The following is a 13676-nucleotide window of genomic DNA, read 5'->3' as shown; positions in this document are numbered from 1 at the left end:
TCTTTTAACACCAAAGTGCCTGATGGCACGCCGTTTATCAGGCCTACGAATGACACTGCGTGGTGCGTGTTCCGTAGGCCGGATAAGGCAAGCGCCGCCATCCGGCATCTGTTATTCCCGCGCCTTCCTCACCCTTTCCGCATAGACCGTCAGCGTTTGCTTCAATACATCCAACGTCACTGGCTTAGACAGACAGCTATCCATACCCGATTCCAGGCAACGCTGCTTCTCTTCGGCCAGCGCGTTGGCCGTCACGCCGACAACCGGCAGCGTTAACCCTAACTGGCGGATACGCTGGGTCAGGCGATAACCATCCATGTTTGGCATGTTGACGTCACTCAGCACAATGTCGATATGATTTTTGCTGAGCACATTGAGCGCATCCACACCGTCATTCGCGGTTTTACACTGATATCCCAACGATCCCAATTGATCGGCCAGTAAGCGCCGGTTTATAGGATGATCGTCAACAACCAGGATCATCATGTCATCGTTCGTCGCACCGGCTTTATCCGGGGTTGGCAGCGCCGTGGAGAGCTCTTCACTCCCCAACTCTACACTGTAGATATGTGCCAACAGCGCAGGCAGTTCGTGCGGTGACGCCACGCTGTGTACCCATTCTCCAGGCTCTCTTTCCAGCGGAATGCCAATATGTCGGCGGCAGAAAATCACCGCTGCTCGCCCCTGCCAGGCCTGTTCCAGCACATCGTCGGCCACCAACAGGTCATCCGCATCGGGCTGTTGTCCCTCATATCGCAGCACCGTCATCCCATTACGCGTCAGGCTGGATTCGAGAAAGTGGTACAGTGACGCATTACGTACTGCCAGCCAGCAACGTGTGCCAGCCAATCCTTCAACACCCTTTTTCAGCGGATACTGTGCGCCATAAAGCGGAATACGCAGCGTAAACTGGCTCCCCATTCCCGGCTCGGAATCGACGGAAATATCCCCATCCATCATGCTGATCAGTTTTTCACAGATCGCCAAACCAAGTCCCGTTCCCTGGAAATTACGCTGTACGCCAGTCCCCACCTGGAAGAAAGGATCGAACAACCGAACCACCTCTTTGGCTGGGATCCCTACACCGGTATCACGTACTCGAATGCTCAGGTAGTCGCCGCTGCACTGCACGTGCAACACAATACAACCGGTATCGGTAAACTTGATTGCGTTACTCAGTAGATTAGAAATCACCTGTTGTAAACGCATCGGATCGCCATTCAGCGCCACAGGCACATCCGGATCGATAAAGCAGTACAACCCCAACTGCTTGCGGACCACCAGCGGCAAATAGTTAGCCGTAATATGGTTCATGACTTCACGCGGTGAAAACTCTCGCGGTTCAATCTTCAGCTGTTCAGATTCAATCTTTGAGAAGTCGAGAATATCGCTGATAATTTTCAGCAGCAGGCTGGAAGAGTTATTCATCGCCGTTACCAGACGATCCACCCCACTCGGTAACTCTTTGGTTTGCAACAAATCAAGGTTACCGATAATACCATACAGCGGGGTACGTAGCTCATGGCTCACCGTCGCAAGGAACATCGATTTTGACTGGCTAGCCTGTTCCGCCGCCTGTGCCATCTCCTGCAACGACTCTTCCATTTTAACGCGCGCACTGACATCAACAAGGACACAAATTGCCACGTTTTCATTACGATAGCGCGAGTGTACAAAGCTGATTTGCAGATTGGTATTGTTGCTGGTCAGCACATCAACAAAATTGACCTGTTGGCCGCAAATAATTTGCGTTAACCGCTGACGGTCTTCATGCGTCAGCATGTTCAGATAGGTGTGCGCCAGTTCGTTACTCAGGATATTAATGCCATCCATCGTGCGCAGAATACAAATACCCACCGGCGCAGAAGCCACGATTTTACGGTTAAACTGCTCATGTTCTTCCAGCCGCTGAGCATCACTTTCCGCTGGAATAAAAATGCGCCGTTCATACATGCGCGTGAGCATAAACAATGCCGCCCCGACCAGCACGTTCAGCAAGATAGCGTTCAGAATCATCATGCGGATCCGCTCCAGTACCAGGTCGACAGGAACGGAGTACACGATGCTCAGGGAGGACGGAGGCAGATTTTTCTTCAGTACCAGCTCGCGGAAACCCGGCGTGTAACCAAACCAGGAGCGCTCCTGCATCCAGTGGGGCTCAGCCTTAATATTCCCTTCAGGGCCGGTGAGAGAAATTAGCGCATGGCCATTTTCGTCGAGGATGGTCACGCCCATAGGTAAACTGCCCGGCGTGAAGAAATTCTCCATGCGAATAGGTTGCTCTACGCCCAACAGCGCCTGGAGACGATTAGCGAGGTAAACCGGCGTCAGTGCATAGAAATACCCTACTCCCGGACGCGGCCCCTGGCTAATCCAGAACAAGTTGTTGCCGTTTTCTTCTTGCGTAGCATTGCGATACTTAATAATGCGCTCATGCAGAGCCTTCAGGGCCTCGTCTCGTTCGACGGGCATATCACGCAAACCGAAATTGGCCATACAGAGGTTGTCGCTGCCGATCAGGAACACTCGATTTAAATCATAAGCGGCGGAAAAGTTGTCGCGCCAGTAGCGCATAAACCATGCCAGTGATTCCAGAGAACCTCGCCAGGCGTTGCCCATTACGGAACAGTCGGAGTCGGCAAACAGCGGCTCAAAATTAGGCACGACGGTTTTATCGTCTCGCGCCCGCAACGACATCACGCCGTTTTCCGCCGTTAAGCGATTTTCGGCAATATATTTCAGCTCTTTAATCACATCAGAGGTGCGCTGAATGTAACGTTGGGCCTGATCGGAGCTGAGATTAAGCTCCTGATGGATTTCAGACTCTCGCTGGTGCAGCGCATTCACAATGTAGAACACGGAGGCAAACGCAATCAGACACCAGATAACGAGCGCCAGCGCTCTGAACAGGTAGCGTGAGACTTTTAGGGTTGAATGAACGGAAGCAAGGTATTTCAAAGGGGCGAAGCTCCGCCTCAGGGCATTAATAGAGTGTGGTTAAGGTAGCGGTAAATGTCTTTTGTCGCAATGCCATTAAAAAAAGGGCCGGAGTTCTCCGGCCCTTCTTATTACGTTTTAATTACTCTTCAGCGTCATCCGCTGCATCGTCATCGCTTTCCGCTTCAGGCGCGATATCCTCGTCACCTTCAGCTGCACTTCCGTCGATGGAGTCGAGCTCTTCATCATCAACCGGTTCAGCAACGCGTTGCAGACCCACAACGTTTTCGTCTTCCGCAGTACGGATAAGGATAACGCCCTGGGTATTACGCCCTACCACGCTGATTTCCGACACGCGAGTACGTACCAGCGTACCTGCATCAGTGATCATCATGATCTGGTCGGTATCTTCAACCTGTACTGCGCCAACAACGGAGCCATTACGCTCGGTGACTTTGATGGAGATAACGCCCTGCGTGCCACGAGACTTGGTTGGGTATTCGCTTTCCGCTGTACGCTTACCGTAACCGTTCTGCGTGACGGTCAGGATTGCCCCTTCACCGCGTGGAACGATCAGGGAAACAACGGAGTCTTCACCTGCCAGTTTGATCCCGCGAACACCGGTCGCCGTACGACCCATCGCGCGAACTGCGTTCTCTTTAAAACGCACCACTTTACCGGCAGCAGAGAACAGCATAACTTCGTCATTACCGGACGTCAGATCAACGCCAATCAGTTCGTCGCCTTCGTTCAGGTTGACGGCGATAATACCGGCAGAACGCGGACGGCTGAATTCGGTCAATGCCGTTTTCTTCACGGTACCGCTGGCGGTTGCCATGAAGACGTTGACGCCCTCTTCGTACTCGCGTACCGGCAGAATTGCGGTGATACGTTCGTTCGCTTCCAGCGGGAGCAGGTTAACGATTGGACGTCCACGCGCACCACGGCTCGCTTCCGGCAGTTGATAAACCTTCATCCAGTACAGACGACCACGGCTGGAGAAGCAGAGGATCGTGTCATGGGTGTTGGCCACCAGCAGGCGGTCGATAAAGTCTTCTTCTTTAATGCGTGCTGCAGATTTGCCTTTACCGCCACGACGCTGCGCTTCGTAATCGGTTAACGGCTGATATTTCACGTAGCCCTGATGAGACAAGGTCACGACAACATCTTCCTGGTTAATCAGATCTTCGATGTTGATGTCAGCGCTGTTCGCGGTAATTTCGGTCCGACGCGCGTCGCCGAACTGTTCACGAATCAGCTCCATCTCTTCACGGATAACTTCCATCAGACGATCTGCGCTGCCCAGAATGTGCAGCAGTTCAGCGATCTGTTCCAGCAGCTCTTTGTATTCGTCGAGCAGTTTTTCGTGCTCAAGGCCGGTCAGTTTCTGCAAACGCAGATCCAGAATAGCCTGAGCCTGCTGTTCAGTCAGGTAGTACTGACCGTCACGCACGCCAAATTCCGGCTCCAGCCACTCAGGGCGCGCGGCGTCATCACCAGCACGTTCCAGCATGGCGGAAACGTTGCCCAGTTCCCACGAACGCGCAACCAGCGCGGCTTTCGCTTCTGCCGGGGTCGGCGCACGGCGGATCAGTTCGATGATCGGATCGATGTTCGCCAGCGCAATCGCCAGCGCTTCAAGGATGTGCGCACGGTCGCGGGCTTTACGCAGTTCAAAGATAGTACGACGAGTTACGACTTCACGGCGGTGACGTACGAACGCGGCAATAATATCTTTCAGGTTCATGATCTTCGGCTGGCCATGGTGCAATGCAACCATGTTGATACCGAAGGAAACCTGCAATTGGGTCTGGGAGTAAAGGTTGTTCAGAACCACTTCCCCGACCGCATCGCGTTTCACTTCAATCACGATGCGCATACCGTCTTTGTCAGACTCGTCACGCAGCGCGCTGATGCCTTCTACGCGTTTGTCTTTTACCAGTTCGGCGATTTTCTCAATCAGGCGCGCTTTGTTTACCTGATACGGAATTTCGTGGACGATGATGGTTTCACGACCCGTTTTGGCATCCGCTTCGACTTCCGCGCGTGCGCGAATGTACACTTTGCCACGGCCGGTACGGTAGGCTTCTTCGATACCACGACGACCGTTGATGATCGCTGCAGTCGGGAAGTCCGGACCCGGAATATGTTCCATCAGCCCTTCAATGCTGATGTCTTCATCGTCAATATATGCCAGACAGCCGTTGATCACTTCAGTCAGGTTGTGCGGCGGAATGTTGGTCGCCATACCTACCGCGATACCGGACGAACCGTTCACCAGCAGGTTAGGAATTTTGGTCGGCATGACGTCAGGAATTTGTTCGGTGCCGTCGTAGTTATCGACGAAATCAACCGTTTCTTTTTCCAGGTCAGCCATCAGCTCATGGGCGATTTTCGACATACGGATTTCCGTATAACGCATCGCCGCTGCGGAGTCGCCATCGACAGAACCAAAGTTACCCTGACCATCTACCAGCATGTAACGCAAGGAGAATGGCTGCGCCATACGAACAATGGTGTCGTAAACGGCGATACCACCATGAGGGTGGTATTTACCGATTACGTCACCAACGACACGGGCAGATTTTTTATAGGCTTTATTCCAGTCGTTGCCCAATACGTTCATGGCGTAAAGTACGCGACGGTGAACCGGCTTCAGGCCATCTCGGACGTCTGGCAGCGCACGGCCAACAATGACCGACATCGCATAATCCAGATAGGAGCTCTTCAGCTCTTCCTCAATGTTGACCGGTGTAATTTCTCTCGCAAGGTCGCTCATCTAACCGCTATCCCTCTACTGTATCCCGGATTCAAAGGTCGCAAATTATAACACATACGTGAAGATTCAGGTAAATGGATTCCCCCTGACAGAGGCTTTATTCATCCCGTCAGGCTGATATACTCATTTGCATCGCAAATTTAGGAGTAGAAGCCCCAATGAATGCCGAAAAACCCCCGGTTACTCACAACGTTGACCATGAAGAAATTGCCAAGTTTGAAGCAGTCGCGTCACGCTGGTGGGATCTTGAGGGTGAATTTAAGCCACTGCACCGTATTAACCCGCTGCGTCTGGGCTACATTACTGAACGCTCAGGCGGCCTGTTTGGTAAAAAGGTTCTCGACGTCGGCTGCGGCGGCGGCATTCTGGCGGAAAGCATGGCGCGCGAAGGCGCAACCGTCACCGGGCTGGACATGGGCTTTGAACCGTTACAGGTCGCAAAACTGCATGCGCTGGAGAGCGGCATCCAGGTGGAGTACGTACAAGAAACTGTCGAAGAACATGCGGATAAGCATGCGCATCAGTATGACGTTGTGACCTGCATGGAAATGCTGGAGCACGTACCAGATCCGCAGTCGGTGGTCAGGGCCTGCGCCAGGCTGGTTAAACCGGGCGGCGAAGTCTTTTTTTCCACGCTTAACCGCAACGGCAAATCCTGGCTGATGGCGGTGGTCGGAGCGGAATATATTCTGCGGATGGTGCCGAAAGGCACGCATGATGTGAAAAAATTCATTAAGCCCGCTGAACTGTTAGAGTGGGTTGACCAGACCGTGCTGAAAGAGCGTCATATGACCGGCCTGCACTACAACCCCATCACTAACACCTTCAAACTCGGTCCGGGCGTTGATGTGAACTATATGGTGCATACCACCGCCAAAAGCGAATAAACCAGCGCTCATGGCCTTATGACGCTGGATTGTAGGCCGGATAAAGCGCGCCAGCGCCGCCATCCGGCACGACTCCGGGCTTTAACGCCTGATGGCGCTTCGCTTATCAGGCCTACGTTATTACGCATCGCCTACCAATCCTGAGTAGTACCGGTACAGCAATTTTTGCGCCAGATCATAAGAACTTTCCTTACCTTAGATGAAGAAATCAGCACTCGATCAAAATTTCTATTTTTTTTCTCAATTATTGACATCCCCGCCAGGCCTTATAAGACGCGCACTTAGCGATTCTCACCCTTTTGCAACCTCAATTTAACCTCAAAATCAACTCTTGTGCTGAAAAGAATCCCTACTAGAATACTCACCATATAGCGTCTATTTTATCAAACAACCCCTACATATAGTATTTATCCACAGACTTAGTCACAACATGACTCTGTGGATAATATGGGGGATATTTTTTCTTTCACGGACAGGTAAAAAACCACATGAATCAGAGTCTGCTGGTGACAAAGCGTGATGGTAGTACAGAGCGCATCAATCTCGACAAAATCCACCGAGTTCTGGATTGGGCGGCAGAAGGACTGAATAACGTATCGATCTCTCAGGTCGAGCTGCGCTCCCACATTCAGTTTTATGACGGTATCAAGACCTCCGATATCCATGAAACAATCATCAAAGCTGCCGCCGACCTGATCTCCCGCGAAGCGCCGGATTATCAGTATCTGGCCGCCCGTCTGGCGATTTTCCATCTGCGCAAAAAAGCCTACGGCGAGTTTGAACCACCAAAACTTTTTGACCATGTCGTGAAAATGGTTGAAATGGGCAAATACGACAATCATCTGCTGGAAGACTACACGGAAGAAGAGTTCAAGCAGATGGACTCGTTCATCGTACACGATCGTGATATGACCTTCTCCTACGCTGCGGTGAAGCAGTTAGAAGGCAAATATCTGGTGCAAAACCGTGTTACCGGTGAAATCTATGAAAGCGCACAGTTCCTCTACATTCTGGTAGCAGCCTGCCTGTTTTCTAACTATCCGCGTGAAACACGTCTGCAATATGTAAAACGTTTCTACGACGCCGTTTCTACGTTCAAAATCTCGCTGCCGACGCCGATTATGTCCGGCGTGCGTACCCCAACGCGTCAGTTCAGTTCCTGCGTTCTGATCGAGTGCGGCGACAGCCTTGACTCCATCAACGCAACCTCCAGCGCGATTGTGAAATACGTTTCTCAGCGTGCCGGTATCGGCATTAACGCCGGTCGCATCCGTGCGCTGGGTAGCCCGATTCGCGGCGGTGAAGCGTTCCACACCGGCTGTATTCCGTTCTACAAGCATTTCCAGACTGCGGTGAAATCCTGCTCTCAGGGTGGCGTACGCGGCGGTGCAGCCACGCTGTTCTACCCAATGTGGCACCTGGAAGTTGAAAGCCTGCTGGTCCTGAAAAACAACCGTGGCGTCGAAGGCAACCGCGTTCGTCACATGGACTACGGCGTACAGATCAACAAACTGATGTACACCCGTTTGCTGAAAGGCGGCGACATCACCCTGTTTAGCCCGTCCGACGTCCCGGGTCTGTATGACGCGTTCTTCGCCGATCAGGATGAGTTCGAACGTCTGTACACCCAATATGAAAACGACGACAGCATCCGCAAACAGCGCGTGAAAGCGGTTGAGCTGTTCTCACTGATGATGCAGGAACGTGCCTCTACCGGTCGTATCTATATTCAGAACGTTGACCACTGCAACACCCATAGCCCGTTTGATCCGGTTGTCGCGCCGGTACGCCAGTCCAACCTGTGCCTGGAAATCGCCCTGCCGACCAAACCGCTGACCGACGTTAACGATGAAAACGGCGAAATTGCGCTGTGTACGCTGTCCGCATTTAACCTGGGCGCTATCGAAAGTCTGGACGAACTGGAAGAGCTGGCCGTACTGGCGGTACGTGCGTTGGATGCGCTGCTCGATTACCAGGATTATCCGATTCCGGCCGCCAAACGCGGTGCGATGGGGCGTCGTACGCTGGGTATTGGCGTTATCAACTATGCCTACTGGCTGGCGAAAAACGGTAAACGCTACTCTGACGGCAGCGCCAATAACCTGACTCACAAAACCTTTGAAGCGATTCAGTATTACCTGCTGAAAGCGTCTAACGAGCTGGCGAAAGAGCAAGGCGCATGCCCGTGGTTTAACGAAACCACCTATGCGAAAGGCATTCTGCCGATCGATACCTATAAAAAAGACCTGGATGCTATCGTCAGCGAATCCCTGCATTACAACTGGGAAAGCCTGCGCGAATCAATTAAAACTCACGGTCTGCGTAACTCCACGCTCTCCGCTCTGATGCCGTCCGAGACCTCTTCGCAGATCTCCAACGCCACCAACGGTATTGAACCACCACGCGGTTACGTGAGCATCAAAGCATCGAAAGATGGAATTCTGCGTCAGGTCGTGCCGGACTACGAACACCTGCACGACGCATACGAACTGCTGTGGGAAATGCCGAACAACGACGGCTATCTGCAGCTGGTAGGTATCATGCAGAAATTTATCGATCAGTCGATTTCTGCCAACACCAACTACGATCCGTCGCGCTTCCCGTCCGGAAAAGTACCGATGCAGCAGTTGCTGAAAGACCTGCTCACCGCCTACAAATTTGGTGTCAAAACGCTGTATTATCAGAACACCCGTGACGGTGCGGAAGACTCTCAGGACGATCTGGTACCGTCCATTCAGGACGATGGCTGCGAAAGCGGCGCATGTAAGATTTAATCTTTTGCCGGGTGGCGTAGCGCTTACCCGGCCTACAAATTAATTCGCGGTATTGTAGGCCGGATAAGCAAAGCGCATCCGGCAGTACATTCCAGACAGGATTCACATCAATGGCATACACCACTTTTTCACAGACGAAAAATGATCAGCTTCTGGAACCGATGTTCTTCGGCCAGCCGGTGAACGTCGCCCGCTACGATCAGCAAAAATATGACATCTTTGAAAAACTGATCGAAAAGCAGCTCTCTTTCTTCTGGCGTCCGGAAGAGGTCGATGTTTCTCGCGATCGTATCGATTTCCAGGCATTGCCGGAACATGAAAAACATATCTTCATCAGCAACCTGAAGTATCAGACGCTGCTGGACTCCATTCAGGGACGTAGTCCAAACGTCGCGCTGCTGCCGTTAATCTCGATCCCTGAACTGGAAACCTGGGTGGAAACGTGGGCGTTTTCTGAAACTATCCATTCCCGCTCCTACACTCATATTATTCGCAATATCGTTAACGATCCGGCGGTGGTGTTTGACGATATCGTCACTAATGAGCAAATCCAGAAACGCGCAGAAGGTATTTCCAGCTACTACGACGAACTGATCGAGATGACCAGCTACTGGCATTTGCTCGGTGAAGGTACGCATACCGTTAATGGCAAAACGGTTGTCGTAAACCTGCGTGAGCTGAAGAAGAAGCTGTATCTGTGCCTGATGAGCGTCAACGCGCTGGAAGCGATCCGCTTTTATGTCAGCTTCGCCTGCTCCTTCGCATTCGCCGAACGTGAACTGATGGAAGGCAACGCGAAAATTATTCGTCTGATCGCCCGCGACGAAGCCCTGCATCTGACCGGTACTCAGCATATGCTGAACCTTCTGCGCAGCGGTGTAGACGATCCGGAGATGGCGGAAATTGCCGAAGAGTGCAAACAAGAATGCTACGACCTGTTCGTACAGGCCGCGCTGCAGGAAAAAGAGTGGGCGGACTATCTGTTCCGTGATGGCTCAATGATTGGCCTGAACAAAGACATTCTGTGCCAGTACGTTGAGTACATCACCAACATCCGTATGCAGGCTGTCGGACTCGATCTGCCTTTCCAAACCCGCTCTAACCCGATCCCTTGGATCAATACCTGGCTGGTGTCTGACAACGTCCAGGTCGCACCGCAGGAAGTGGAAGTCAGCTCTTACCTGGTCGGCCAGATCGATTCGGAAGTTGATACCGACGACCTGAGTAACTTCCAGCTCTGATGGGCCGCGTGACTTTGCGCATCTCTGGCACACAACTGCTGTGCCAGGATGAACATCCTTCCCTACTTGCCGCACTCGAGTCGCACGATGTTGAAGTCGAATATCAGTGTCGTGAAGGCTACTGCGGCTCCTGTCGTACCCGCCTGGTGGCGGGACAGGTTGACTGGATTGCCGAACCTCTGGCCTTCATTCAACCGGGTGAAATATTGCCCTGCTGTTGCCGGGCAAAAGGCGATATTGAAATAGAGCTGTAACGCAAGGCGGGATAAAAATTGTTACTGGCAAAAGAGCCGCCGATGAACGGCAGCCCTTTATTTCTCCTGTTGGCATGTAGGAAAACGTTAACAGCAGACGGCCTTATCTAGCAGTTAATCACGTTTCGTCCAATAAGGCCTGTGACCGGAGGTGCATCACAGGCCTTATGCCATTACTCTTTATTCAGGAATTTCACTGCTTTGTCGGGGAAGTCGGTGAACAGCCCGTCAACACCCGCTTTGTTATAAAGAATGTCATACAGCTGGTTTACGTCAGTGGTGTAATCCGGCAGTTGATCGGCGCGAACGGTATACGGATGCACCACCATCTTATTCTGATGTGCGTCCTGTACCATGCCAGTTAACGAGATATTGCCCTTCTTCGACTTCTCATCAATCAGCATGTGGTAGTCCGGCCCAATGCCGTCCGCATACTGCGCAACCTGCTTCATGGCACCCGGTTTAAACATCCAGTCGTAGTTGTAATTAACCCAACTGCCGTCTGGCTTTTTCTCCTGAGTTTCATTCCAGTCTGTATATGCAATCAACTGTACCAGATTGAGATCCATCCCCATCTTCGGTTCCAGTTCATTCTTAATGCGCTTTAACTCTGCGACATCAAAACACTGCAGATAGACCTTATCGTTCTTGTCGGTGTACCCGTACTTTTTCAGTACTTCCAGCGTTTTAGCCGCAATGTCCTTCCCTTCCTGATGATGGAACCACGGCGCTTTCATTTCCGGGTAGATGCCGATGTTTTTACCGGTTGAATGATTTAATCCCTGAACGAACTCAATCTCTTCTTCGAAAGTGTGCACACGGAAATCAGATTTACCCATCGGGAAACGCCCTGGGTAGGTCTGGACCTTTTTGCCATTTTCGATATCAAAGCCTTCAGTAAACTTCAGCGACTTGATCTCATCCAGCGTAAAGTCGATAGCGTAGTAACGCCCATCTTTACGCGCGCGATCCGGGAAACGTTCGGCAACATCGGTGACGCGGTCAAGATAGTGGTCATGCAGGACGACCAGATGGTCGTCCTTAGTCATCACCAAATCCTGTTCCAGGTAATCCGCTCCCTGAGCATAGGCCATCGCTTTCGCAGGTAACGTATGCTCCGGTAGATAACCGCTGGCGCCACGGTGCGCAATCACGACTTTATCTGCGGCAACCGCCGCGCTGCTCACAACCATACCTGCCAGCATCAGCGCCACGCTGAGACTTTTCAATGTGGTTTTCATCTATTAGCCCCCGTTACGCTTGAGCTGGATCTCTTCGTGATGGCGTTTTTCGCCAATCATGACGACTACCAGCAGAATAACCGCCAGCACACTACCGCCAATCATCACCATAAAGCCGCCGTCCCAACCGAAGAAGTCAACGGTGTAGCCGACAATGGCGCTCGCAGCCACAGAACCGCCGAGATAACCGAACAGACCAGTAAAGCCAGCCGCCGTACCTGCCGCTTTTTTCGGTGCCAGTTCCAGCGCATGCAGACCAATCAACATGACCGGGCCGTAGATCAGGAAGCCGATGATAATCATGCAAGCCATATCTACGTTCGGGTTGCCTGCCGGGTTCATCCAGTAAACGATGGTCGCAATCGTCACCAGCGTCATAAAGAACACGCCGGTCGCGCCACGGTTTCCACGGAAGACTTTATCCGACATCCAGCCACACAGCAGCGTGCCCGGAATACCCGCATATTCATACAGGAAGTAGGCCCAGGATGATTTATCCAGTGCAAAATGCTTCACTTCTTTCAGGTAAGTCGGCGACCAGTCCAGGATGCCGTAGCGCAGCAGATAAACAAACACGTTAGCGATAGCGATGTACCACAACAGTTTGTTCGGCAGTACGTACTGCATGAAGATCTGCTTCGCAGTAAGCTCTTCTTCCGCTTTCTCGTTGTAATCGTCCGGATAATCGTTCTTGTACTCTTCGATTGGCGGCAGACCACAGGACTGCGGCGTATCACGCATCAAAGCAAAAGCAAACAGCGCGACAACGATCGCACCGAAAGCAGGCATGTACAGCGCCGCTTTCCAGTCATTGAACCAGGCCATACCCAGCAGGAACAACAGAGGAGGCAGACCGCCACCCACGTTATGCGCACAGTTCCAAACGGAAACGATGCCGCCACGCTCTTTCTGCGACCACCAGTGCACCATGGTACGACCACACGGCGGCCATCCCATCCCCTGGAACCATCCGCAGAGGAACAGCAGCACAAACATAATCGCAATGCTCGATGTCGCCCACGGTACAAAGCCCATAAACAACATCACTGCCGCAGCCAGTATCAGACCCGCAGGCAGGAAAACGCGCGGATTCGAGCGATCCGAAACGGACCCCATGATGAATTTCGAAAATCCGTAAGCAATGGAGATACCGGACAACGCAAAACCCAGATCGCCACGCGAGAATCCCTGCTCAACCAGATACGGCATCGCAAGGGCAAAGTTCTTACGTACCAGATAGTACGCGGCATAACCAAAGAAAATCCCCAGAAAAATCTGCCAACGTAATCGACGATATGTCGGGTCGATCTCCGCTGCAGGCAAACGCGCCGTGTGTGACGCTGGTTTAAAAATGCTCAACATAGTGTAGCCTCCGTGGCCGTCTTTCATTCGAAGTAAACACTGCAGTTCGTCATTACTACCCTACCGCTCCCAGTGTGGCCGCGATGTTAAGGAAAGATACATAACAAAAATGTGAAACGCAGCACATATTGTTACAGATTTATGACAAATGTTCATAAAGGCGCACGAAATCACGTTTCATTTTCGAATAATGAGCGATTA

8 protein-coding genes and 1 pseudogene are annotated in these 13676 nt (G+C 52.0%); 5 read left to right on the top strand and 4 right to left on the bottom strand.

Features of this window, described 5'->3' with window-relative positions:
* Nucleotides 1–111: 111 nt before the first annotated feature.
* A complete protein-coding gene (gene rcsC / locus OGV57_RS18225) occupies nt 112–2958 on the bottom strand; it encodes a two-component system sensor histidine kinase RcsC (protein WP_003027595.1) in 2847 nt (948 codons plus the stop codon).
* Nucleotides 2959–3079: 121 nt separating this feature from the next.
* Entirely contained in the window at nt 3080–5716 is a 2637-nt protein-coding gene (gene gyrA, locus OGV57_RS18220; protein ID WP_286531522.1) for a DNA topoisomerase (ATP-hydrolyzing) subunit A, read from the bottom strand.
* Between the two features lie 158 nt (nt 5717–5874).
* On the opposite strand from gyrA, the gene ubiG reads away from it, so the two are divergent.
* The 5 genes and pseudogenes from ubiG to OGV57_RS23715 form a co-directional block, all read left to right on the top strand.
* A complete protein-coding gene (ubiG, locus tag OGV57_RS18215; protein WP_003027601.1) occupies nt 5875–6603 on the top strand; it encodes a bifunctional 2-polyprenyl-6-hydroxyphenol methylase/3-demethylubiquinol 3-O-methyltransferase UbiG in 729 nt (242 codons plus the stop codon).
* 488 nt (nt 6604–7091) lie between these two features.
* The gene (gene nrdA, locus OGV57_RS18210; RefSeq protein ID WP_003027604.1) at nt 7092–9377 is read left to right on the top strand and encodes a class 1a ribonucleoside-diphosphate reductase subunit alpha; all 2286 of its coding nucleotides are present in this window, start codon (nt 7092–7094) and stop codon (nt 9375–9377) included.
* Between the two features lie 110 nt (nt 9378–9487).
* The gene (nrdB, locus tag OGV57_RS18205) at nt 9488–10618 is read left to right on the top strand and encodes a class Ia ribonucleoside-diphosphate reductase subunit beta (RefSeq protein ID WP_003027605.1); all 1131 of its coding nucleotides are present in this window, start codon (nt 9488–9490) and stop codon (nt 10616–10618) included.
* Nucleotides 10618–10872, top strand: coding sequence for a ferredoxin-like diferric-tyrosyl radical cofactor maintenance protein YfaE (yfaE, locus tag OGV57_RS18200; RefSeq protein WP_003027609.1), 255 nt, complete (start codon nt 10618–10620; stop codon nt 10870–10872). Before nrdB ends, yfaE begins: the two co-directional genes overlap by 1 nt.
* A gap of 21 nt (nt 10873–10893) precedes the next feature.
* Nucleotides 10894–10983: pseudogene (locus tag OGV57_RS23715) on the top strand (hypothetical protein); the annotation flags it as partial.
* 62 nt (nt 10984–11045) lie between these two features.
* Here the strand turns inward: OGV57_RS23715 and glpQ are convergent.
* Together glpQ and glpT are read right to left on the bottom strand one after the other, a co-directional pair.
* Complete coding sequence (gene glpQ, locus OGV57_RS18195) at nt 11046–12113, bottom strand: glycerophosphodiester phosphodiesterase (protein ID WP_003839410.1); 1068 nt, start codon at nt 12111–12113, stop codon at nt 11046–11048.
* Nucleotides 12114–12116: 3 nt separating this feature from the next.
* Nucleotides 12117–13475, bottom strand: a complete 1359-nt coding sequence (gene glpT / locus OGV57_RS18190; protein WP_003845119.1) for a glycerol-3-phosphate transporter — start codon at nt 13473–13475, stop codon at nt 12117–12119.
* Nucleotides 13476–13676 lie beyond the last annotated feature (201 nt).

Origin of the sequence: Citrobacter sp. Cf087 (assembly GCF_030334285.1) — a bacterium.
Classification (GTDB): domain Bacteria; phylum Pseudomonadota; class Gammaproteobacteria; order Enterobacterales; family Enterobacteriaceae; genus Citrobacter; species Citrobacter freundii.
The sequence above is the reverse complement of the archived record's forward strand: the minus strand, read 5'-3'. Positions and strand labels throughout refer to the sequence as shown.

What these genes read in the sequence shown, in the direction of transcription:
- nrdB (WP_003027605.1), top strand. Translation starts at nt 9,488, where the DNA reads ATGGCATACACCACTTTTTCACAGACGAAAAATGATCAGCTTCTGGAA.
- ubiG (WP_003027601.1), top strand. Translation starts at nt 5,875, where the DNA reads ATGAATGCCGAAAAACCCCCGGTTACTCACAACGTTGACCATGAAGAA.
- glpQ (WP_003839410.1), bottom strand. Translation starts at nt 12,113, where the DNA reads ATGAAAACCACATTGAAAAGTCTCAGCGTGGCGCTGATGCTGGCAGGT.
- yfaE (WP_003027609.1), top strand. Translation starts at nt 10,618, where the DNA reads ATGGGCCGCGTGACTTTGCGCATCTCTGGCACACAACTGCTGTGCCAG.
- gyrA (WP_286531522.1), bottom strand. Translation starts at nt 5,716, where the DNA reads ATGAGCGACCTTGCGAGAGAAATTACACCGGTCAACATTGAGGAAGAG.
- nrdA (WP_003027604.1), top strand. Translation starts at nt 7,092, where the DNA reads ATGAATCAGAGTCTGCTGGTGACAAAGCGTGATGGTAGTACAGAGCGC.
- glpT (WP_003845119.1), bottom strand. Translation starts at nt 13,475, where the DNA reads ATGTTGAGCATTTTTAAACCAGCGTCACACACGGCGCGTTTGCCTGCA.